This window comes from Pseudolabrys sp. FHR47 (genome assembly GCF_005153485.1).
GTDB lineage: Bacteria > Pseudomonadota > Alphaproteobacteria > Rhizobiales > Xanthobacteraceae > Pseudolabrys.
Window position 1 is genome coordinate 1,400,078 of the sequence record NZ_CP039740.1, and the last position, 19,793, is coordinate 1,419,870.

The following is a 19,793-nucleotide window of genomic DNA, read 5'->3' on the forward strand; positions in this document are numbered from 1 at the left end:
CGTCGGTTGAAGCCGCGGTTTAGCATGTTCCACGGCAACGGTCTCGATGTCGAAATAGCAGCAAAATCTGCGGTTTTGAACCGCCTAATCGCGCTTCTCCGGCTTATCCGGATCGAGCAGGCGATGCAGGTGCACGATGAAGTAGCGCATCTGTGCGTTGTCCACCGTCTGTTGGGCCTTGGCCTTCCACACCGCATAGGCTGAGGCGTAGTTCGGGTAAACGCCGACCAGATCGACCTTGCTCAGGTCCTTGAATTCGACGCCTTCCAAACTGGTCAGTTCGCCGCCGATGACCAGATGAAGAAGTTGCTTGGCGGGCTGATCGGCCATCGAATTGATCCTCAGGTCGGTTCCGGCAATGGAACGAATTAGACGAATTCCGGCAAACGGTCACGCATCAGGTCGATGAGAGCGCCATGGCGGTCGGTGCTCGCGGCGACCAACGCCCCATGGGTCGGTTCCGGCAGGTTATAGCGCAGGCCGCGGCCGGCGATATCGGTCAGAATGCCGCCGGCCTCGTGGATGAGAAGGTCGGCAGCAGCTAAATCCCAATCGTGACTCCCGGGTGACGACAGGGCGACATCGAATGCGCCCTCTGCAACGCGCGTCAGCCGCAGTGCCAGCGAGTGGACCTTGGGTTGCGGTTGCGCACCGGACGAGAGTGCCGCCAGACGATCGATATACCGTCGCGGGCCAGCGAGCCGCGCGCCGCTCAGATCGCCGCCGCTGCTGACAGTGATCGGTACGCCGTTGCGGGTTGCGCCGAGGTCGGCGGCGGCAACAAACATCTCGTTGGTCACCGGCGCATAAATACCGGCAAGCTGCGGTCGGCCGCGATCGACCAGCGCCACGCAGATCGTCCAGTCGGGGCGCTTGGTGATAAAGGCGCGGGTGCCGTCGATGGGGTCGACGATCCAGATCGTATCGGTGGCACGTGCCGCCGGGTCATCCTCGGTCTCTTCCGACAGCCAGCCGGCATGGGGGACCAGTGCCGGCAACCGGTCCTTGAGGAAGTCGTTGACGGCGAGGTCGGCCTCGCTCACTGGCGAGTTGTCGTGGCCCTTGGTCCAGCGCCTGAACTCGCGGCGCGACGTCTCGAGCGCAATCTCACCGGCCTCGCGCAGGATCGCTTCAAGGGGCGCGCGCAACGATGCGGCGTCAGTGGCTAGATTACTGACCTGCAACCGTCAGTCCCTCCAGCCGAATGGTCGGCGCGTTGGTCGCATGCTTGAAGACGAGGTCGTTGGCCGGTGTCAGGCCCTTGAACATGTCGAGGAGATGGCCGGCGATGGTGACTTCGCTCACCGCATAGGTGCGCTGGCCGTTCTCGATCCAGAAGCCGGAGGCGCCGCGGCTGTAATCGCCTGTGACGCCGTTGACGCCGCTGCCGATCAGGTCGGTTACGTAGAAGCCGTCCTTGATGTCGGCGATCAGTTCTTCGGGCGACAGCTTGCCAGGCTCCATGTGCAGGTTTGAAGCCGATGGTGACGGCGTCGATGAGGCGCCGCGCGCGGCGTGGCCGGTGGTCTTGAGGCCGAGTTCGCGCGCCGTGGCACAATCGAGGATCCAGGTCGTGAGCACTCCGTCATCAATGAGCGCCAGTTTCCTGCCGGCGACGCCTTCGCCGTCGAACGGATGCGAGCGCAGGCCGCGCTTGCGCAGCGGATCGTCGATGATGCGGATGCCGTCGGCGAACAATTTGGCGCCCATCTTGTCGCGCAGAAACGACGTCTTGCGCGCGATCGACGAACCATTGATGGCGCCCGCCAGATGTGAGACCAGCGAACTTGCGACGCGCGGATCGAACACCACAGGCACCTTGCGCGTCGTGACCTTGCGCGGATTGAGGCGCGCCACCGCACGCTCGCCCGCACTGCGGCCGATGGCGTCCGGACTTTCCAGGTCCGCGGCATGCAGCGTCGAGGAATAATCGTAGTCGCGTTCCATGCCGGTGCCCTCACCGGCGATGGCCATTACCGACACGCCGTGGCGCGAGCCGAGGTAGGCGCCGCGGAAGCCGTGGCTGGTCACCAGCACCATGCCGCCGATACCGGCCGAGGCCGAAGCGCCGCCGGACTTGCTGACGCCCTTGACCGCGAGCGCTGCTTCTTCGGCCTTGCGCGCCATCGCTTCGAGATCGGCAACGGTCGGCAGCTTGTCGTCGATGAGATCGAGATCGGGAAAATCGCGGGCCAGCAGTTCGGCTTCGGCGAGGCCGGCGAACTTGTCCTCGGGCGCGACGCGCGCCATCGCGACCGCGCGCTCGGCCAAGGTCTGGAAGCCGTCCGGCGAGGTGTCGTTGGTGGAGACCACCGCCTGGCGCTTGCCGACCAGCACGCGCAGGCCGAGATCGTCGCCTTCCGAGCTTTCGCTTTCCTCAACCTGGCCGTCACGCACTTCGATCGACTGCGACAGGCCGCGGACGGCCACCGCATCCGCGGCGTTGGCGCCGGCGGCCAGAGCCGCTTTCACCAGCTTTTCGGCGCGCTCGGTAAGCACGGATTGATCGAAGAGTGACTTGGCCGGGGCGAGCATGAGAACTCTTTCGTGACGACGCTGGCGCTTGCGGCGATACCGTAGCGCGGATCGGGAGGGGTACAGCCCACAAATGGCCCCGCAGCGCACCGCGCGCAACCGTTTGCATCGATTTGTGCCGCTGAAATCAACACCTCGTCAATCATGGTCGGCAACGCGCCGTCAAGCATGGGCCTCGATGCCCCGAGCCCTAACGCCGATTAACCGCGAAAATTAAGGGGTTTCGGGCCCTCGGTGCGTCATTCTCTCGGGCAAGCGATACGGGTCAATAAGCCCGACGCTGGGAGAGATTGAGGCGTCAAAATGCGAAGTGGCGGGGGTCCCGCCGGGTCGAGCCGTCAGGAGCGGCTCGACCCGTTCGCCCTGCCGGTGGCGTTTGCGACAAGCGACGCGTCGGCCGGGGTGCGGGTGGTTGAACTTCATCGAGAGCGCGTGGTCATGCGGCGGTCGCTCGCCGGCATGGTGATGGCGATCAATATGCCGGTGTCGGCGTATGACGGCATCGCGCTTCGGCTCGTGCGCGGCCGGCCCGGTGTGGCCGCGACCGCCGAGGTCTCGCTCGAGCACAAGGATCCGGGATTGACGCTTTCGCTTTATGCGTCCGAACAGGGCGACGAGGCGATTGCGGAATGGCGGAGCTGGAGCGAAGCGCTCGGCCTGCCGATGCTGTTCTCCGACGATAGCGGAACGCGCGCGGCCGAGACGCATCTTGGCGCCGTGCTTGTGTCGAGGCCGCGGCCCCGTCGCCGCCGTCATTCCTCGCTCAGGCGCCGCCGGCCGCTGTTCCTGACGCGCCGGAAGGCGGGCAGGGCGGCGGACGCAATGATGATCCATCGCGGCGAGCACGAGATCATCGCGCGCAACTGAGCCGCCAATAGGCATGTCGTCCCCGCGAATGCGGGGACCCATACGCCGTGCACTCTCGATGGCGCGGTGGCTATGGGTCCCGGCTCTCGCTGTGCTCGGCCGGGACGACAGAGAAAGGCTACTTGCACTTCCGCAGTTTCAACACGCCGCCCGGCTGCTGATTGATCTCGACGCGATCGGGTTCGACGATCTTCAAGCTATATCTGGCTTGCGCGTTGCTGATCTGGCCCGTCGTGAATACGTCGACGATGCGGAATTCGCGGCTGCCGTTCGATTGAACCGACCGGTTGCGGAAGGTCGGCACGCCACCGCCGCTGTCGGTGCGTTGATTGCCGTTGAAGGCAATAACGCGCAGCTTGCTGCAATCGACCGGGCCCTTCTCCGTCGAGGCGGTTACGCCCCAGCGACCGTCGATCGGATAAGTGCCGGCCTGCGCCGCGGTGACGGCGAGCAGGGTTACCGGAATTGCGACAATCAGAGTTGTTAGTCTGGCCATAGCGAAGCTTAGCACAGCGTCGGCCGAGACGGTTTCACATTATCAGGCGCGATAGGCGGCCATGAAGGTGCGCACCGCGATGCGGACGACGTGCTCGATCCGTTCCTCCGTCGGCGGCGAGCCAAAATTGAAAAGCAATGGCTTCAACATGCCGGCGTGGCAGGTCTCGATGAATTGCGCCGCTGCGACCTCGTAGTCGTCGACCTTGAGGATGCCGGCTTCCGTCATTGCCTTGAGGTAGGCGGCCAAGCTTGCGGTGCTGCGGGCCGGCCCGGCTTCGTAAAGCCGGCGGCCGATGTCTGGCATGCGTTCCGCGACCGCGATGACGGTGCGCCATGACGACAGGCGCTGGGGGGTGGCGAGGGCCTTCACGAAAGTTTTGCCGTGCCGGAACAGCACCGCTTCCACGTTATGATCGCTGTGGTCGAAATCGAAAACGCCGTCGAGGTGCATGATGCACTCGCCGCGCACCATGCCGTCGAACAGGTCGTCCTTGTCCTTGAAGTAGACGTAAAGCGTGCCCTTGGAGACGCCGGCGGCCTTGGCAATGTCCCCCATGCTGGCCGCGTCGAAGCCGCGGTCGAGGAAGACCTTGCGGGCGCCGTCCAGAATCTGGCGCCGCTTGGCGCTGTCATCGGCCCCGTCGGTCCGGGGGGCCTGCAGGTATTCTGCCTGGATGTAGCTCATATCCAACTCCATCGGGCGAATTCCCTCATTCTACCAGACGCTTAGGAGGGCTCATCGAGGGCTGAGAGCGAATCCGCCACGTTGCTCACAGAAATTTATATGGCGCAATCCATCGAAAGAATCAATGACCGAACGGTTCGGTCAATCTTGACAGGGGTGTTGGGGCAGGAGTATTCGATATTGACCGAACGGTTCGGTCATCGGAGATGGGTCTATGTCCCGGCGTGGCGAGGCGGAAATGAAGGCGGGGACAGCGGTGGATCCGAGCGCGCTTACCGAGCCCGAAGTTGGGGGGCGCGGTTTGCGCGGTGTCCTGAAGGCCAATCGTCAACGCGTTCTGATGGGCGTTGCCGCGCTCGCCGTCGCCGGTCTCGGCTGGTGGGGCGTCAGCTACGTAACAACCGGCCGCTACCTGGTCTCGACCGACGATGCCTATGTGCGCGCCGACACGACGACGCTTGCCGCCAAGGTGTCCGGCTATGTGGCACAGGTCACGGTGGGCGATAACGAATATGTCCGGGCCGGCGACGTGATCGCCCGCATCGACGATGGCGACTACCGGCTCGCGCTCGAGTCGGCGCGGGAAAAGGTCGCGACGCAGGAAGCGACCGTCGCCCGCTTCGGCCGCCAGATTGAGGCCCAGCAGGCCATGGTGACGCAGTCCCAGGCCCAGCTCACCTCAGCGCAGGCGCAGGCCAAGCGCGCCCAGCTCGAACTCGAACGGCAGTTGAAGCTCGCCGGCAACGCCTTCGCCAGCCAGCAAACACTCGAACAGGCCCAGTCCAGTCGCGATCAGGCGGACGCCTCCGTTGCCGCGGCCAACGCTGCGGTGGTCGCCGCGATCGCCAATGTCGATGTGCTTAAAGCGCAGCAAGTAGAAGCCGCGCGCACGCTCGACGAACTGAAGACCGCGCAGGCCAAGGCCGAGCGCGACCTGTCCTTCACGGAAATCCGCGCGCCGATCGATGGCGTCATCGGTAACCGCGCCGCCAAGGTCGGCGACTTCATGCAGACTGCCCAGCGCTTTGCCAGTCTGGTGCCGCTCGATGATGTCTATATCGACGCCAACTTCAAAGAGACACAGCTGACGCGGCTGCGGCCCGGCCAGCCGGTTGAGGTCAGCGTCGATGCGCTGCCTGAGCACGATATCGAGGGCACGGTCGCCAGCATGTCGCCGGCTTCCGGCTCGGTGTTCTCGCTGCTGCCGCCGGACAACGCCACCGGCAACTTCACCAAGATCGTGCAGCGCATTCCGGTGCGTATCAAGGTGCCGGCCGACGTCGCCAACCGCAAGCTGTTGCGGCCCGGCATGTCGGTCATCGTCAAGGTCAACACCAAGTCGGCCGACAAAACCTCGGTAGCCGACGGTCGAGCATGGTTCGCGGCGAAGGCCGCGGACGCGCCGAAGCAATCGGCGCTCAACGAACAGTCTCTCCGGCGCTAGGCGACAAGTCCCCCATGCGTACGCCTGGTGCCATCGCCGCGCTTCCGGATGTCGCGAGTTCCCCGACTCGCGGCGCCGGGAGCGCGGATACTTTACCGGCGCGCCGCGTCGGCGCTTTCGTCGTGATGTGCTTCGGCATGTTCATGGCGATCCTCGACATCCAGATCGTTTCGGCGTCGCTGTCTGAGATCCAGGCGGGTCTGTCGGCCTCCGCCGATGAGATCCCATGGGTGCAGACGTCATATCTGGTGGCGGAAGTGATCGCGATTCCGTTGTCCGGCTATCTGTCGCGCGCGCTGGGAACGCGCGCGTTGTTCACTGTCTCCGCGGCTGGCTTCACCGTCGCCAGCATCATGTGCGGCCTGTCGTCGTCGATCAACGGCATGATCGTATGGCGCGCTATTCAAGGTTTCGTTGGCGGCGGCATGGTCCCCACCGTGTTCGCCGCTGCCTACATCATCTTCCCGGGTCCCCGGCAGAAGATGGTGGCCCCGGTGGTCGGGCTGATCGCAACCCTTGCCCCCACGATCGGCCCGACCGTCGGCGGTTACGTAACCGAGGCGCTATCCTGGCACTGGTTGTTCTTCGTCAACATCGTCCCCGGCATTGCCGTGGCGATGCTCTCATGGACGCTGATCGATATCGACGAGCCGGATTATTCCCTGCTGCAGAAGTTCGATTGGTGGGGTCTGATATCGATGGCCGGCTTTCTCGGCGCGCTTGAGTTCGTGCTGGAGGAGGGGCCGCGCAAGGACTGGCTCGATGACGGCGAAATCCTCGTGATGGCCGTCGTGGCGGCGGTCTCGGCGGTTGCATTTTTCGCCCGCTCGCTGATGGCCGCCAATCCGATCGTCGATCTGCGCGCTTTCTCCAATCGAAACTTCGCGCTCGGCAGCTTGTTCTCCTTTGTGATGGGAATCGGGCTTTACGGCCTGACCTATCTTTATCCACTCTATCTCGCACAGATTCGCGGCTACAACGCGCTGATGATCGGCGAGACCATGTTCGTCTCCGGCGTTGCGATGTTCCTGGCCGCGCCGGTGGTTGGCCAACTGACGCAGCGCTTCGATCCGCGTTACATTCTGATCGCGGGTTTCCTGCTGTTCGCAGCCGGCACCTGGCAGATGAGCTACATCACCGCCGACTGGGATTTCTACGAACTGCTGTGGCCCCAGATTTTCCGCGGTGTCGGCCTGATGGCGGCGATGGTGCCGGTGACCAATACGGCGCTGGGCACACTGCCGCGCGAGCGGCTCAAGAACGCCTCGGGACTGTTCAACCTGATGCGCAATCTCGGCGGCGCGCTGGGCCTCGCCTATGTGACGACGGTGCTCAACGAACGGACCGATCTGCACATCACGCGGCTGCACGAAGCGGTCAATCCGACCAGTGTCGCGGCCAACGAGACGTTACAGAAGCTGACGGAGCTGTTCGGCGGCGGCGCCGACGCGTCATTGCAGGCGCTGAAGAAGATGACGCAAATGGCGCATCAGCAGGCCTCGGTCATGGGCTATGCCGACGTGTTCTGGGCGCTGACCGTGATGTTCGTCGCGCTGGCCGCGCTCGGCCTGACCATGCGCAAGCCCGCCGCTCCCGCGGCCGGTGCGGCCGGCGGGCACTGAGGCGCCCTTGCTGTCGGCTCGGCCGTCTTCGAACTAGTGCCTCGCCGCCGCCTGCCAGTGCGTGCCGGCCTTGCCGTGGAAGAAGCCGTTCACGAACGGCGCTTCGAGCTTGAGGGCTTCGAGTTTTGACTGCGTCTCGTGGGCGTCGATCCGGCCATGGAGGGCGTCGCGGAAGACGGTCGCGACCGCAACCATGTCGCAGCTATGCGGCGAGAGGCGGAAGCGGCGGATGCCCATATCTTGCAGAGTCGCGAGGTCGCCGCTCAGGTCGAGATACTCATAGGACAAGGTCTGGATGCCGTTCACCGTGAGGAACGGCTTGTTCTCCAGCGTCCTCAGCACCAGGCCGTCGGGATCGTTCTCGCAGACGAACTGACAGCTATCCTTGGTGCGGCCGTGGGCGCGCGCGTGATAACAGCGCGCTGACAGCGCCAAGGGTAAACGCCCGAAAACTTGTACTTCCACAGTCACATCGAGCTTGCGCGCCTCCCCGCTGAGCGCGCGGATGGCGGTGGCCGGCAACTCCACCGGCAGACAGACATTGCAGGCGCCGCCGCGCGCCAGGACGGCCAGCGTGCGCTCGTTGTAGACATTGATGAAGGGCCCGATGTGATGCGGCCTGCCGTGCAGGTAAGCAAAGGCGGAGGCGTCATTGGCCTCGACCAGTTCGCCGGCGCTGAGACTGTCCACCAGCTTACGGTCGAGCTTCGACATCACTTCGGTCAGTGATGAGAACACGACTGCCTTCCCGGCGGCGGCGAGCCGCGCCGCGACGGCCTCCATGTGCGGTGCGAACAATGGCGCGCGCTTCGAGCATATGATCTCGCCGAGATAGACGGCCTCAACCGGCGCCTCATCGGCGATGCGGAAATAGAAGTCGCGCCACGCTTCCGGCGCCCAGTTGAACAGCACTGGACCCAGGGTCACGTCGCCTGCCGGCGCTGCTTGCGCTATCGCCATTTCTTGCTCCGGAATGTGCCTTCGGTTTCGCGGCGGCCTTCGGTGAGCGCGAGAAGGCCGGCCAGCGGTACCTCTCGGCCCGCCATCAGATCGTCGACGGCTATGCGGAAGGCGGACACCACGTCCTTCACATAAGCGCGGCTGCGCTGCCGCCCCTCGATCTTGAGCGCGGTGACGCCGGCGCGCATCAGGTCCGGCAGCAGCGCCGTCAGATTGAGGCTGACCGGCTCCTCGAAGGCGTAATAGGCATCCTTCTGGGCGCTGCAGAGATAACGGCCCTTGCAGATCGTCGGATAGCCGGCGCTCTCGCCGCGAATGAAGCGGTCGATTACCACCGGGCCGAGCCGCGTCGTCAGCGTATGGCGTGCGTCCTGCTCGTAGTGCACGCTGGCGGCCGGCGAGCACACGCCATCCATGTTGGTGGAAATGCCGGTGACGTAATTGGTGAGGCTGCAGCGGCCCTCGGCCATCATGCCGATATTGCCGAAGATGAAGGCTTCGATCTCGCACGGGATCTGCCGGTGCAGCGCCGCGATCTCCGCGACCGTCAGCATGCGCGGCAGCACCACCCGCTTGACGCCGAACTGCTGGCAGTAAAAACGGATCGCTTCGGGCGAGGAGGCGCCGGCCTGTACAGACAGATGCAGGCGCAGCTCGGGATGCGTTTGCGCCGCATAGTCGGCGACGCCGATGTCGGCGACGATCACCGCATCGACGCCGAGCCGCGCTGCCAGATCGATCGCCTCGCGCCACAGATCGAAGCGGCCGGCCGGCGGGAATGTATTGACCGCCAGCAGCACCTTGGCGCCGCGCGCATGGGCATAGGCCAGCGACTGTTCGAGTTCGGCTGGGGTGAAATTCAGCCCCGGAAAGTTGCGCGCATTGGTCTCGTTCTGCAGGCCGCAATAGACGGCATCGGCGCCGGCATCGACCGCGGTGCGCAGGCCTGCCGGCGTGCCGGCCGGACACACAAGTTCAGGCCGCTGGTAGTCATTCGTTTCCGTCATCAACGTGTCCCCCGGTTCGGGCGCAGGCCGGACAGCACGAAGGATGCCGGGCCGGCGAAGGGTCCGAAACTGCCGATGGCGGCGGCGAGAGCGCTGCCTTCGAAGTCGTCCAGCGCGTTGCGCAGCGCGACCACTGCCTCGGTGTCGCCGGTCACGCTGAGATCGCGCGAGAAGAACATGGCGTCGCCGTCCAGCGTGCCGTCGATCATGTCGAGCAGGTTGAAGAACGTGCCGGCAATGGCGGCATCATGCGCGGGGCGTTCATGACGGCGATGCGCGGTAAGGCGGGGGGCCGTGCGCTCGGGCGTCAGGACGAGCACGAATGGAAAGTCGACTGGATCGATCAGAAATCTTTTGCCGGCATGCGGCCCAAGACGGTCGAACAGGCCGGCGCGCGATGACGCGACATGGGTTGCTATTCGATTGAGAATAGGTTGCAGAAGCGCCAGCGGAAGCGGGGTAAGCAGCAGGGCAGGGGCTTGCCGAAGAAGAGACTTGAGCGGCGATGAGGAATCCGGCGGCACTGACATGCGCGCGACGCTAGTCGCACAAGCCGACATCACTTTGATGGAAGTCAATGCGATGCGCCGATCGATGCACATCGAGGCCGGCGCAATGCATTTCTGACGCGATGACGAAGCGTCGCGCGTTGCGGCGATACCGTACCGTCTCGTGCTCTACGCCTTCCCGTAGCCGCCTGCCGTCGGCGTCTGAATGATGATCGCCTCGTCGGCGTCGATCTCGGTGGCGTCGCAGCCTTCGAGTTTCACCATCGTGCCATCCTTGCGTCGCACCCAGTTCTCGCCGACCTGGCCCGCTTCGCCGCCTTCGAGTCCGAAGGGCGGCACGCGGCGATGGCCGGAAAGAACGGTGCAATCCATCTTCTCGAGGAAACGGATGGTGCGGCGGATACCGTCGCCGGCATGCCACTTGCCCTTGCCGCCCGAACCCTTGCGGATGTGGAAGTCTTCCAGCAGCACCGGATAGCGGAATTCGAGGATTTCCGGATCGGTCAGCCGCGTGTTGGTCATGTGGGTGTGGACGGCGTCGGTGCCGTTGAAGCCGGGACCGGCGGGCGAGCCCGAGCAGATCGTTTCGTAGTACTGATACTTGTCGTTGCCGAAGTTCAGGTTGTTCATGGTGCCTTGCGCACACGCCAAGGCATTCAGTGCGCCGAACAGACAGTTGGTCACGGCCTGCGACACCTCGACATTGCCGGCGACCACCGCCGCTGGATATTCCGGCGTCAGCATCGATTTCGGCGGCACGATGATGTTCACGGGCCGCAGGCAGCCTGCATTCATCGGAATGTCGTCGGCCACCATCATGCGGAACACGTAGAGCACGGCGGCGCGCGTTACCGGCTCCGGCGCGTTGAAGTTCGACGGCTGCTGCGGCGAGGTGCCGGTGAAATCGACGGTCGCCTCGCGCTTCTTCTTGTCGACCGAGATCTTCACCTTGATGACCATGCCCTGGTCCATCGGATATTCGAACGACGAGTCGTGTATGCGGTCGATGACACGGCGCACGCTCTCCGCGGCGTTGTCCTGCACGTGCTTCATGTAGGCCTTGACCACGGGCAAGGTGAACTGCGTCACCATCTTACGCAGTTCGGCGACGCCGCGCTCGTTGGCCGCGATTTGGGCCTTGAGGTCGTTGACGTTCTGGATCGGGTTGCGTGCCGGATATGTGGCGCCGGTCAGTAGCGCCATCAGTTCCTTTTCACGGAAACGGCCGCGATCGACCAGCTTGAAGTTGTCGATATAGACGCCTTCCTGCTCGATGGTCGTTGCATTCGGCGACATCGAGCCGGGCGAGATGCCGCCGACATCGGCGTGGTGGCCGCGCGAGGCCACCCAGAACAGGATGCTCTTCTTCTTGTCATCGAACACCGGCGTACATACCGTGATGTCCGGCAGATGCGTGCCGCCGTTATAGGGCGCGTTGATGGCATAGACATCGCCGGGCGCGATCTTGCCCTTGTTGTCGCGGATGATGGTTTCGACCGAGCGATCCATTGAGCCGAGATGCACCGGCATGTGTGGCGCGTTCGCGACCAAAGTGCCGTCGGATGCGAACACCGCGCAGGAGAAGTCGAGCCGCTCCTTGATGTTGACCGAATAGGCGGTGTTCTGCAGCGACACGCCCATCTGCTCGGCGATCGACATGAACAGGTTGTTGAACACTTCCAGCATCACCGGATCGGCATGGGTACCGATGGCGTGGACGCGCTTCAGCTTCTGCTTTCGTGACAGGACGAGGTGGTTCTTCGGCGTCAGCTCCGCTTCCCAACCGGGCTCGACGACGATGGTCTGATGCGGCTCGATGATGATCGCGGCGCCTTTGACCTTGGCGCCGATCTTCAACTGATCGCGGGTGTAAACATTCGCTTTGTGCCAGGCGCCGTTTGAATAGAATCGCGTGGCCTTGGCCGGCTTCGGCAGCTTGGCGGCCGCGCGGCGCGCCGACTTCTCGGCGAACTTGGCGCCGCCGCCGATGGCTTCGACCGACACGGCTTCGATGACGAGCTGCTTGTTGCGGTCGATGAAGCCGAAGCGCGCCTTGTGCGCCTTCTCGAAAGCGCGCTGCATCGCCGGCAGCGGGCCGGATTCAACAATCAGTGCCGTGTCGGTGCCGGCGTAGCGGATATGCGCGCGCTGGATCACCTTGATCTTCGCGGCGGGCACGCCCTGACCGACGACTTCGTCCTTCACGGCCTTGCCAAGCGTGACGCCGGTCTTCTTCAGCGCCGCGAGCGCCTTGGTGCCCCAAGGCAGTTCGATGGCCTGTTCGCGCGTGGCGCGGATATCGGCGAGACCCATGCCATAGGCCGACAGCAGCGACGAGAACGGATGGATCAGCACCTTGGTCATGCCAAGCGCGTCAGCAACCAGACAGGCGTGCTGGCCGCCGGCGCCGCCGAAGCAGTTGAGCGCATAGCGCGTGACGTCATAGCCGCGCTGCACCGAAATCTTCTTGATGGCGTTGGCCATGTTCTCGACGGCGATCTTGATGAAGCCGTCGGCGATCTCTTCCGGCGACTTGTCGCCAACCTCTCTGGCCATCTCTCCGAACGACTTTTGCACGGCGCTGGCGTCGAGCGGCTGATCCTGATGCGGGCCGAAGATCTTCGGGAAGAAGTCCGGCAGCAGCTTGCCGGTCATCACATTGGCGTCGGTGACGGCGAGGGGCCCGCCACGGCGATAGCAGGCCGGGCCGGGATTGGCGCCGGCCGAGTCGGGGCCGACGCGGAAGCGCGCGCCGTCATAATGCAGGATCGAGCCGCCGCCCGCGGCGACTGTGTGGATGAGCATCATCGGCGCGCGCATGCGCACGCCGGCGACTTCGGTCTCGAAGGCGCGTTCGTATTCGCCGTCGAAATGCGACACGTCAGTCGAGGTGCCGCCCATGTCAAAGCCGATGAGCCGGTCGAAGCCGGCCTGCTTGCCGGTTTCCGCCATCGACACCACACCACCGGCCGGACCGGACAGAATCGCGTCCTTGCCTTGAAACAGTTCGGCGGCGGTCAAGCCGCCCGACGACATCATGAACATGAGGCGTGCACCCGACTCCTTGGTGTCGAGGGCGTCGGTGACGCGCTTCACATAGCGGCGCAGGATCGGCGACAGATAGGCGTCGACCACGGTGGTGTCGCCGCGGCCGACCAGCTTGATCAGCGGCGAGACTTCGTGGCTCACCGACACTTGCGCGAAGCCCATGTCGCGCGCCAGCTTCGCCAGACGTTTCTCGTGCTCGGGAAAGCGATAAGCGTGCATCAGCACAATGGCGACCGCGTCGATGCCGTCCTTCTTCGCGGCTTCCAGCGCGGCACGGGCCTCATCCAGATCGGGTTCGCGCTCGACGGTGCCATCGGCGCGCACGCGCTCGTCGATCTCGGCGACGCGCTCGTAGAGTAGTTCGGGCTTGATGATTTCGAGGGCAAAGATCTTCGGCCGCGCCTGATAGCCGATCTTCAAGGCGTCGCGGAATCCTTTGGTGATGAGCAGGAGCGTGCGGTCACCCTTGCGCTCCAATAGCGCATTGGTCGCAACCGTGGTGCCCATCTTCACGGCGCCGACAGTGGCGGGCGGGATGGGCTCACCGGCCTTGAGACCGATGAGATCGCGGATGCCTTGCACGGCGGCGTCGGCATAGGCTTCCGGGTTTTCAGACAGCAGCTTATGCGCGATCAGTTTGCCGTCCGGCCGGCGGCCGACGATGTCGGTGAAGGTGCCGCCGCGGTCGATCCAGAAGTCCCAGGTGCGGGCGAGGGCGCTAGTCTTCCGGCCAGCCTTCGCTGCCTGTTTCTTCGGCTTATTTTTCGCCTTACCCGCCTGTTTATTCGCCGCCCGCTTTAGCGTCCGCTTGGCCATGTCGCGATCTCCTTGCCTGCGCGGACTAAACCAGAGCTAAAAAAAATCGTCAATAAATCGTTGACAATTTATCACCGGCCGATACGCTTCTCCCATCTCGGAGGGGCTGAGATGGCAAAAGCTGCGACCGCAGCGAAGACCGACGCGGAGTTGACGCTGGGGCCGATCGTGTCATCGGCGCATCTGGCGTCGGGCGCGATGCCGGTTCTGTCCGAACTCGAATTCGGCATGATCCTGCTCGATCACGCTTTCGAGCGCTGGATGGTGCGGTGCATGGCGGCGGCGGGCGTGCCCGATCTGTCGCCGCTCGACGTCCTTGTTTTGCACACCATCGCGCATCGCGACCGCGCCAAGCGCGTCGCCGATATTTGCCTCGTACTCAATATCGAGGACACGCACCTCGTTACCTATTCGCTCAAGAAGCTCGACGGGCACAATCTGCTCGTCAGCAGCAAGCGCGGCAGCGAAAAGACCGTCGGCCTCACCGCCAAAGGCGAGAAGGTCGTGCAACGCTATCGCAAGGTTCGCGAGGCCCTTCTGGTCCAGTCGGTCAAAAGCGCCGGCATGGACGAGAAGCGGCTATCCGAAATCGCCGCACTGATGCGTGCGCTGTCCGGTCATTACGACCAGGCCGCGCGCGCGGCGGCGAGTCTTTGAAAAGAGGAGAAACTTGTGCAGGACATGCCGAAAGTTTCGTCAGGTTCTAAAACAAGAGACTGCTAAGCTTCACATCAGCAACGAGGGCGGATCGCGTCACGATCCGCAATGGAGGGTGAGCTATGAAGATGGTTCTGCGTTCTCTGGCCGGCGTCGTCCTGGCGGCCGGTCTTGCTACGACTGCGGCGGCTCAAACCAAGTGGGACATGCCGGTCCCGTATCCGGACGGCAACTTCCACACCAAGAATGTCGTCGCTTTCGCCGCCGACGTCGACAAGGCGACCAAGGGTTCGCTCAAGATTCAGGTTCACTCCGCCGGCTCGCTGTTCAAGCATCCAGAAATCAAGCGCGCGGTGCGTCAGGGCACGGCGCCGATCGGTGAAATCCTCGAGTCGCTGGCCGCCAACGAGGCGCCGGTCTACGGTCTCGACTCCGTGCCGTTCCTGGCGACCGGCTATGACGCCGCCAAGAAGCTCTATGCGGCGCAGAAGCCGTATCTCGAAAAGCAGCTCGCGTCCGAAGGCCTGATGCTGCTGTATTCGGTGCCGTGGCCGCCGCAGGGCATTTACGCCAAGAAGACGATCACCAAGATCGAAGATCTCAAGGGTCTCAAGTTCCGCACTTATAACGCTACCATCGGCCGCATCGCGGCGCTGGTCGGCGCCATTCCGACACAGATCGAAGTGCCGGATCTGCCGACCGCCTTCGCCACCGGCCGCGTCGATGTGATGATCACCTCGGCCTCGACCGGCGTCGACACCAAGGCGCAGGACTATCTGACCGACTACATCGAGGCCGAAGCCTGGCTGCCGCGCAACATCGTGTTCGTGAACAAGGCCGCCTTCGACAAGCTCAGCGACGCCGAGAAGAAGGCCGTGCTCGATGCCGCCAAGGTTGCCGAAGAGCGCGGCTGGAAGGCCTCGATCGCCGAGAAGGAGATCAAGACCAAGGCGCTCAAGGACGCCGGCATCAAGGTCACCGCGCCGACGCCGGAACTGAAGGCCGGTCTCGCGAAGGTTGGCGAAACCATCGCCGCCGAGTTTGAAAAGTCCGCCGGTGCCGACGGCGCGGCCATGCTGTCCGCCTACAAGAAGTAAGCGGATCGTTTTCAACCACGCGCGACAAGTCACCCTCTCCACCCAACCCGGGTTCGCCCGGGTTGGGCTCTCCAAGTGCCGGAGAGGGTGATCATTTTCCGGATACCGATCATGCGCAACTTCCTCGACAGACTTTACGGACTGGCGCTGTGGGCGGCGGCCTTATGTCTTGCCGCCATCGCTTTGCTGGTCGGTGTTCAGCTCACCTTCCGCATTATCGACGGCATCTTGATGCTGCTGCATCTGCCGCCGACCGAATTCCAGATATTGTCGCTCAACGAGATCTGCGGTTACACGCTCGCCGCCGCGAGCTTCCTGGCGCTGGCGCCGACGCTGAAAGGCGGCGCGCATATCCGCGTCACCATGGCGCTCAATGTTCTGGCGCGGCCGTTTCGCCGCGCCGCCGAAATTCTCGCCTTCGGCGTGGCTGCGGGGGTCGGCATCTACATGACCTGGCAGTTCGTCAACTTCGCTTACGTCTCCTACAAATTCAATGAAGTCTCGGCCGGCGTCGTGCGCGTGCAACTGGCTTATCCGCAGGCGCTCATGGCGCTCGGCGCGCTGATCTTCACCATCGCATTGATTGATGAACTCATCGTCATCCTCCGGCGTGGTCGTCCGACCTTCCTCGACGCCGAGGAAGCATTCACCGTCGGCAAAGAGGGCTGAGGCATGAGCGTCGTCGAATTATCGCTCCTGCTCCTGCTGTTCCTGTTCGTCATCCTGTCGGCCGGCGTGTGGATCGCGCTGGCGCTGACCATTGTCGGCTACATCGCCATCGTCATGACGATGTCGACGCCGGCGGGGCAGGTGCTGGCAACCTCGGTCTGGGCGGCGTCGGGTTCATGGGACCTGACCGCGTTGCCGATGTTCATCCTGATGGGCGAGATTCTGTATCGCACCAAGCTGCCGGACGATATGTTCACCGGCCTGGCGCCGTGGCTGCAGAAGCTGCCGGGTCGGCTGCTACATGTGAACGTTGTCGGCTGCGCGATCTTCGCCGCGGTGTCCGGCTCGTCGGCGGCGACCTGCGCCACCATCGGCCGCATCTCGCTGCCGGAATTGGCCAAACGCGGCTACGATTCGAAGATGGCGATCGGCACGCTCGCCGGCGCCGGCACGCTCGGCCTGCTCATTCCACCGTCGATCATTCTCATCATCTACGCCACCGTCACCGAGCAGTCGATCGCGCGGCTCTTCATTGCCGGCGTCATACCGGGCATCATGCTCGCGGTGCTGTTCATGGGTTTCATTATCGTCTGGGCGTTGTTCAACAAGGACCGCATGCCGGCGCCCGAGCCGGAGATGCCGTGGCGCGAAAGGCTTGCAGCATCGCGCCGGCTCATCCCCGTGACGCTGCTCATTCTTGGCGTGATCGGATCGATCTATGGCGGGCTTGCCTCGGCGACCGAGGCGGCCGTGGTCGGCGTGTTCCTGTCGCTCGCATTCTCATGGTGGTCGGACACGCTCACCTGGCCGAATGTCCGCGAGGCGCTGCTCGCCGCGACCAAGACGAGCTGTATGATCGCGTTCATCCTTGCTGGGGCGGCCTATCTCACGGCGGCGATGGGCTTCACCGGCATTCCGGTGGCGCTGGCCGAGTGGATCACCGCGTTCAAGCTGGCACCGTGGGCGTTGCTGACGGTGCTGACGATTTTCTATGTCGTGCTCGGCTGTTTCCTCGACGGCATTTCGATGGTGGTGCTCACCACCTCGATCATCATCCCGCTGGTGGAGAAGTCGGGCTTCGATCTGATCTGGTTCGGCATCTACATCGTGCTGGTGGTTGAGATGGCGCAGATCACGCCGCCCGTCGGCTTCAATCTCTATGTGCTGCAAGGCATGACCGGCCGCAACATCTTCACCATCGGTGCCTACACTTTGCCTCTGTTTCTGCTGATGGTGGTTGCCGTCGCGCTGGTCGCCATATTCCCCGGCATCGCTTTGTGGCTGCCCTCTACGATGCTGGATCGCTAGCGAAGCGGCTACAATTCAACGAACGAAGCCGGCGCGTGAGGCTCACGCGCCGGCTTTTCATTTAGATGTACCGCAGTCGTCGTAGCCCGGATGGAGCGCAGCGAAATCCGGGACAAGAGGCGGTTTGTCTCAAAGCCGTCCCATCAAGACGAGGATCAGCAGCACGATAATCACAAGGCCCAGACCGCCGCCGCCGTAGTAGCCGGTGCCGTAGAACGGGCCGCCGCCGATGCCGGAAAAGCCGCCGAGCAAGGCGATGATGAGAATAATCAGAATGATGGTGCCGATCGACATCGCGCACGTCTCCTTGGAATCGTTGCAGTAAATAGGGTCGGTTCGATTCTTGGCGCGCGACTTGAGGCGCATAGCCGCATCGTCGACGCGATTGTCAACGGAACAGTGCCGGGAAGGTTCCTCCTGTGCGGCACAAATGTGGCCGGAAAAAACAAACAGCCCCGGATTGCTCCGGGGCTGTTTATTATTCTCGGTTTCGCCGTTCGTCCCCACGCAAGCGGGGCCCCCTCTGATTGTTAACTGGGTTCCCGCTTGCGCGGGAACGAACGGAGTTATCTTCCCGCCTGCCGGTCGATCAGCGGCGTGATGCGCCGCACGGCGACGCGGCGGTTCTCCTCCGAGGGGCCGTCGGTCGGCACCTTGAGGTTCTGTTCGCCGTAGCCTTGGGTGACGAGGTTTTCCGGCGGCACCCCGAACTGTTCGGTCAGCGCCACCGCCACGGCTTCGGCGCGGCGGTCGGACAAAGACAGATTGTCGTCGTCCGTGCCGACGGCGTCGGTATGGCCCTCGATCAGGAACACCTCGCGCGGGTTCTTGGCGATCGCCTGACTGATGCCGTCGGCGATCACAGAAAGCCGGTCGATCTGTTCCGGCGTCAATTGCCACGAGCCGGTCTCGAAGTGAATGTCGAGATCGACGCGCGGCATGTAGGCGCGCAGCGGCTCGCTGTAGCGCACTTCCTCGAGCGTATAGCGGCGGTCGATGTACTGGATCGGCGGCGCCAGGAACAGCGCGAAGATCGCATTGCGGTTGGCGCGGCGGCCGTCGAGGATGTAGCGCTCCGGCGGACCGCGCCAGCGCGGCGGCGGTACGTTGACGAAGAAGCCGGGCCGTGCGCCGGCGAAGCGGTTGTCGATGATGATCACCTCGCGGCCGTCGCGGTCGCGCCGCACGCGGCGGATGAGGCGGCCGTCGCGGCCGGTCGTGGTGACGATTTGCGTGCCGTCGGGGCGGACGATGATGCTGATCGTATCGTTGCCGCGCTGCGTTACGCGCACATCACGCGCATCGATGGCGAAGCGATCGGCCTCGTTGTGGCGGATGATGGTGCGGTTGCCGTCGCGCACGATGGTGCGGTCGCCTTCGCTGATGATCGTGCGGCTACCCTCGCGCGTTTCGCGCCGGTCGCGGCGGATGTCGTCGAAGCCGCGCTGCGGGCCCTGATTGTCGCGGCGAATGAATTCGCTGGCGCTGCGGGCCTGGGTCGGCGGCGGTGGCGGCGCGGCGGCCGGGCGATTGCCTTGTGGCGCACGCTGCACGGTCGCGGGTTGCGCCTGCTGGTTCGGCGCCGGTTGTTGTTGCGCAGCCGGCGGCGGCGGCGCGGTCTGAGCGGCTGGTGGCGGCGCGGGCGGCGGCGATGCGCGCGTGGCTCCCGCAGGCGGTGCGGGCGGCGGCGGTGAGGCGCGCGTCACCGGGGGAGCCGACGGCGGGCTCGACTGCGCGGCGGGTGCTGCGGGCTTCGGCTCCTCTTTCTTCGGCTCGGGCCCAGGAGTTTGCTGTACGGCGGCTGGCGCTGGCGGCGCAGCCGGCTTCGGTTGTTCTGCCGCCGGTGGCGGAGGCGGATTTGGTCGCTGCGCCGCTGGCGGCGGTCCCGGCGGTCGCTCGCCGCGCTGCGCTTCGGGCGGCCTTTCGCCACGGGGCGGCGGCGCTTGCGGAGCAGTCGCCGGTGCTTGTGCGGCCGGTGCCCGCGGCGCGGGAGTCTGCGTAGCCGGGGGCTGCGGCGGCTGCGGACGCTCGGCAGCAGGCGGCGCGGGCGGCTTCGGTTGGGCCACTGGCG

The 19,793-nt window shown here is 64.3% G+C and carries 18 protein-coding genes; 7 read left to right on the top strand and 11 right to left on the bottom strand.

All coding sequences use genetic code 11. From position 1 onward, the window contains the following. Positions 1 to 84: 84 nt before the first annotated feature. Genes E8Q40_RS06970 through E8Q40_RS06980 form a run of 3 tightly spaced genes read right to left on the bottom strand, consistent with a single transcriptional unit; the run spans position 85 to position 2,535 of the window. Positions 85 to 330 carry a DUF4170 domain-containing protein gene (locus E8Q40_RS06970; protein WP_137043695.1) on the bottom strand — a complete coding sequence of 82 codons (246 nt, stop codon included), beginning with the start codon at positions 328 to 330 and terminating at the stop codon, positions 85 to 87. A 38-nt stretch (positions 331 to 368) separates the two neighbouring features. Further along, positions 369 to 1,148: a 3'(2'),5'-bisphosphate nucleotidase CysQ gene (locus E8Q40_RS06975; protein ID WP_246663021.1), complete on the bottom strand. Its 780-nt coding sequence runs from the start codon at positions 1,146 to 1,148 to the stop codon at positions 369 to 371. 22 nt (positions 1,149 to 1,170) lie between these two features. Continuing rightward, complete coding sequence (locus E8Q40_RS06980; protein ID WP_137043696.1) at positions 1,171 to 2,535, bottom strand: TldD/PmbA family protein; 1,365 nt, start codon at positions 2,533 to 2,535, stop codon at positions 1,171 to 1,173. Between the two features lie 303 nt (positions 2,536 to 2,838). Between E8Q40_RS06980 and E8Q40_RS06985 the strand changes: the two genes are divergently transcribed. Beyond that, complete coding sequence (locus tag E8Q40_RS06985) at positions 2,839 to 3,402, top strand: DUF6101 family protein (protein WP_137043697.1); 564 nt, start codon at positions 2,839 to 2,841, stop codon at positions 3,400 to 3,402. A 118-nt stretch (positions 3,403 to 3,520) separates the two neighbouring features. On the opposite strand, the gene E8Q40_RS06990 is transcribed toward E8Q40_RS06985, so the two are convergent. Both E8Q40_RS06990 and E8Q40_RS06995 read right to left on the bottom strand, forming a co-directional pair. After that, complete coding sequence (locus E8Q40_RS06990; protein WP_137043698.1) at positions 3,521 to 3,898, bottom strand: hypothetical protein; 378 nt, start codon at positions 3,896 to 3,898, stop codon at positions 3,521 to 3,523. A gap of 42 nt (positions 3,899 to 3,940) precedes the next feature. After that, positions 3,941 to 4,585, bottom strand: a complete 645-nt coding sequence (locus E8Q40_RS06995) for a TetR/AcrR family transcriptional regulator (protein ID WP_137043699.1) — start codon at positions 4,583 to 4,585, stop codon at positions 3,941 to 3,943. A gap of 214 nt (positions 4,586 to 4,799) precedes the next feature. Here E8Q40_RS06995 and E8Q40_RS07000 point away from each other — a divergent pair, with 214 nt between their 5' ends. Continuing rightward, complete coding sequence (locus E8Q40_RS07000; RefSeq protein WP_137043700.1) at positions 4,800 to 6,029, top strand: HlyD family secretion protein; 1,230 nt, start codon at positions 4,800 to 4,802, stop codon at positions 6,027 to 6,029. A 14-nt stretch (positions 6,030 to 6,043) separates the two neighbouring features. After that, complete coding sequence (locus tag E8Q40_RS07005; protein ID WP_137043701.1) at positions 6,044 to 7,651, top strand: DHA2 family efflux MFS transporter permease subunit; 1,608 nt, start codon at positions 6,044 to 6,046, stop codon at positions 7,649 to 7,651. Between the two features lie 33 nt (positions 7,652 to 7,684). On the opposite strand, the gene E8Q40_RS07010 is transcribed toward E8Q40_RS07005, so the two are convergent. The 4 genes from E8Q40_RS07010 to E8Q40_RS07025 form a co-directional block, all read right to left on the bottom strand. Further along, positions 7,685 to 8,611 (bottom strand): U32 family peptidase, encoded by a 927-nt coding sequence (locus tag E8Q40_RS07010; RefSeq protein WP_137043702.1) that lies wholly within the window; start codon positions 8,609 to 8,611, stop codon positions 7,685 to 7,687. Beyond that, positions 8,602 to 9,618, bottom strand: coding sequence for a peptidase U32 family protein (locus E8Q40_RS07015; RefSeq protein ID WP_137043703.1), 1,017 nt, complete (start codon positions 9,616 to 9,618; stop codon positions 8,602 to 8,604). Before E8Q40_RS07015 ends, E8Q40_RS07010 begins: the two co-directional genes overlap by 10 nt. Beyond that, positions 9,618 to 10,148: an SCP2 domain-containing protein gene (locus E8Q40_RS07020; protein ID WP_137043704.1), complete on the bottom strand. Its 531-nt coding sequence runs from the start codon at positions 10,146 to 10,148 to the stop codon at positions 9,618 to 9,620. The genes E8Q40_RS07015 and E8Q40_RS07020 overlap by 1 nt, the downstream gene beginning before the upstream one ends. A 147-nt stretch (positions 10,149 to 10,295) precedes the next feature. Beyond that, complete coding sequence (locus E8Q40_RS07025; protein WP_137043705.1) at positions 10,296 to 13,991, bottom strand: hydantoinase B/oxoprolinase family protein; 3,696 nt, start codon at positions 13,989 to 13,991, stop codon at positions 10,296 to 10,298. Positions 13,992 to 14,102: 111 nt separating this feature from the next. Here E8Q40_RS07025 and E8Q40_RS07030 point away from each other — a divergent pair, with 111 nt between their 5' ends. From E8Q40_RS07030 to E8Q40_RS07045, 4 genes are all read left to right on the top strand, one after another. Further along, the gene (locus E8Q40_RS07030; protein ID WP_137043706.1) at positions 14,103 to 14,648 is read left to right on the top strand and encodes a winged helix DNA-binding protein; all 546 of its coding nucleotides are present in this window, start codon (positions 14,103 to 14,105) and stop codon (positions 14,646 to 14,648) included. Between the two features lie 122 nt (positions 14,649 to 14,770). Beyond that, positions 14,771 to 15,745 carry a TRAP transporter substrate-binding protein gene (locus tag E8Q40_RS07035; protein WP_137043707.1) on the top strand — a complete coding sequence of 325 codons (975 nt, stop codon included), beginning with the start codon at positions 14,771 to 14,773 and terminating at the stop codon, positions 15,743 to 15,745. A 111-nt stretch (positions 15,746 to 15,856) separates the two neighbouring features. Continuing rightward, a complete protein-coding gene (locus E8Q40_RS07040) occupies positions 15,857 to 16,414 on the top strand; it encodes a TRAP transporter small permease (RefSeq protein WP_137043708.1) in 558 nt (185 codons plus the stop codon). Positions 16,415 to 16,417: 3 nt separating this feature from the next. Further along, positions 16,418 to 17,722 (top strand): TRAP transporter large permease, encoded by a 1,305-nt coding sequence (locus E8Q40_RS07045; RefSeq protein WP_137043709.1) that lies wholly within the window; start codon positions 16,418 to 16,420, stop codon positions 17,720 to 17,722. 129 nt (positions 17,723 to 17,851) lie between these two features. Here the strand turns inward: E8Q40_RS07045 and E8Q40_RS07050 are convergent, their stop codons facing one another. Together E8Q40_RS07050 and E8Q40_RS22410 are read right to left on the bottom strand one after the other, a co-directional pair. After that, positions 17,852 to 18,016: a DUF3309 family protein gene (locus tag E8Q40_RS07050; RefSeq protein ID WP_137043710.1), complete on the bottom strand. Its 165-nt coding sequence runs from the start codon at positions 18,014 to 18,016 to the stop codon at positions 17,852 to 17,854. Positions 18,017 to 18,288: 272 nt separating this feature from the next. Next, a complete protein-coding gene (locus tag E8Q40_RS22410; protein WP_370455236.1) occupies positions 18,289 to 19,275 on the bottom strand; it encodes an OmpA family protein in 987 nt (328 codons plus the stop codon). Positions 19,276 to 19,793: the final 518 nt, after the last annotated feature.

Bases quoted from the DNA above. Each gene is read 5' to 3' on its own strand.
- E8Q40_RS07015 (WP_137043703.1), bottom strand. From the start codon at position 9,618: ATGACGGAAACGAATGACTACCAGCGGCCTGAACTTGTGTGTCCGGCC.
- E8Q40_RS06995 (WP_137043699.1), bottom strand. From the start codon at position 4,585: ATGAGCTACATCCAGGCAGAATACCTGCAGGCCCCCCGGACCGACGGG.
- E8Q40_RS06990 (WP_137043698.1), bottom strand. From the start codon at position 3,898: ATGGCCAGACTAACAACTCTGATTGTCGCAATTCCGGTAACCCTGCTC.
- E8Q40_RS07045 (WP_137043709.1), top strand. From the start codon at position 16,418: ATGAGCGTCGTCGAATTATCGCTCCTGCTCCTGCTGTTCCTGTTCGTC.
- E8Q40_RS07020 (WP_137043704.1), bottom strand. From the start codon at position 10,148: ATGTCAGTGCCGCCGGATTCCTCATCGCCGCTCAAGTCTCTTCTTCGG.
- E8Q40_RS07005 (WP_137043701.1), top strand. From the start codon at position 6,044: ATGCGTACGCCTGGTGCCATCGCCGCGCTTCCGGATGTCGCGAGTTCC.
- E8Q40_RS06980 (WP_137043696.1), bottom strand. From the start codon at position 2,535: ATGCTCGCCCCGGCCAAGTCACTCTTCGATCAATCCGTGCTTACCGAG.
- E8Q40_RS07025 (WP_137043705.1), bottom strand. From the start codon at position 13,991: ATGGCCAAGCGGACGCTAAAGCGGGCGGCGAATAAACAGGCGGGTAAG.
- E8Q40_RS07040 (WP_137043708.1), top strand. From the start codon at position 15,857: ATGCGCAACTTCCTCGACAGACTTTACGGACTGGCGCTGTGGGCGGCG.
- E8Q40_RS07050 (WP_137043710.1), bottom strand. From the start codon at position 18,016: ATGTCGATCGGCACCATCATTCTGATTATTCTCATCATCGCCTTGCTC.
- E8Q40_RS07000 (WP_137043700.1), top strand. From the start codon at position 4,800: ATGTCCCGGCGTGGCGAGGCGGAAATGAAGGCGGGGACAGCGGTGGAT.
- E8Q40_RS06985 (WP_137043697.1), top strand. From the start codon at position 2,839: ATGCGAAGTGGCGGGGGTCCCGCCGGGTCGAGCCGTCAGGAGCGGCTC.
- E8Q40_RS07030 (WP_137043706.1), top strand. From the start codon at position 14,103: ATGGCAAAAGCTGCGACCGCAGCGAAGACCGACGCGGAGTTGACGCTG.
- E8Q40_RS07010 (WP_137043702.1), bottom strand. From the start codon at position 8,611: ATGGCGATAGCGCAAGCAGCGCCGGCAGGCGACGTGACCCTGGGTCCA.
- E8Q40_RS06970 (WP_137043695.1), bottom strand. From the start codon at position 330: ATGGCCGATCAGCCCGCCAAGCAACTTCTTCATCTGGTCATCGGCGGC.
- E8Q40_RS07035 (WP_137043707.1), top strand. From the start codon at position 14,771: ATGAAGATGGTTCTGCGTTCTCTGGCCGGCGTCGTCCTGGCGGCCGGT.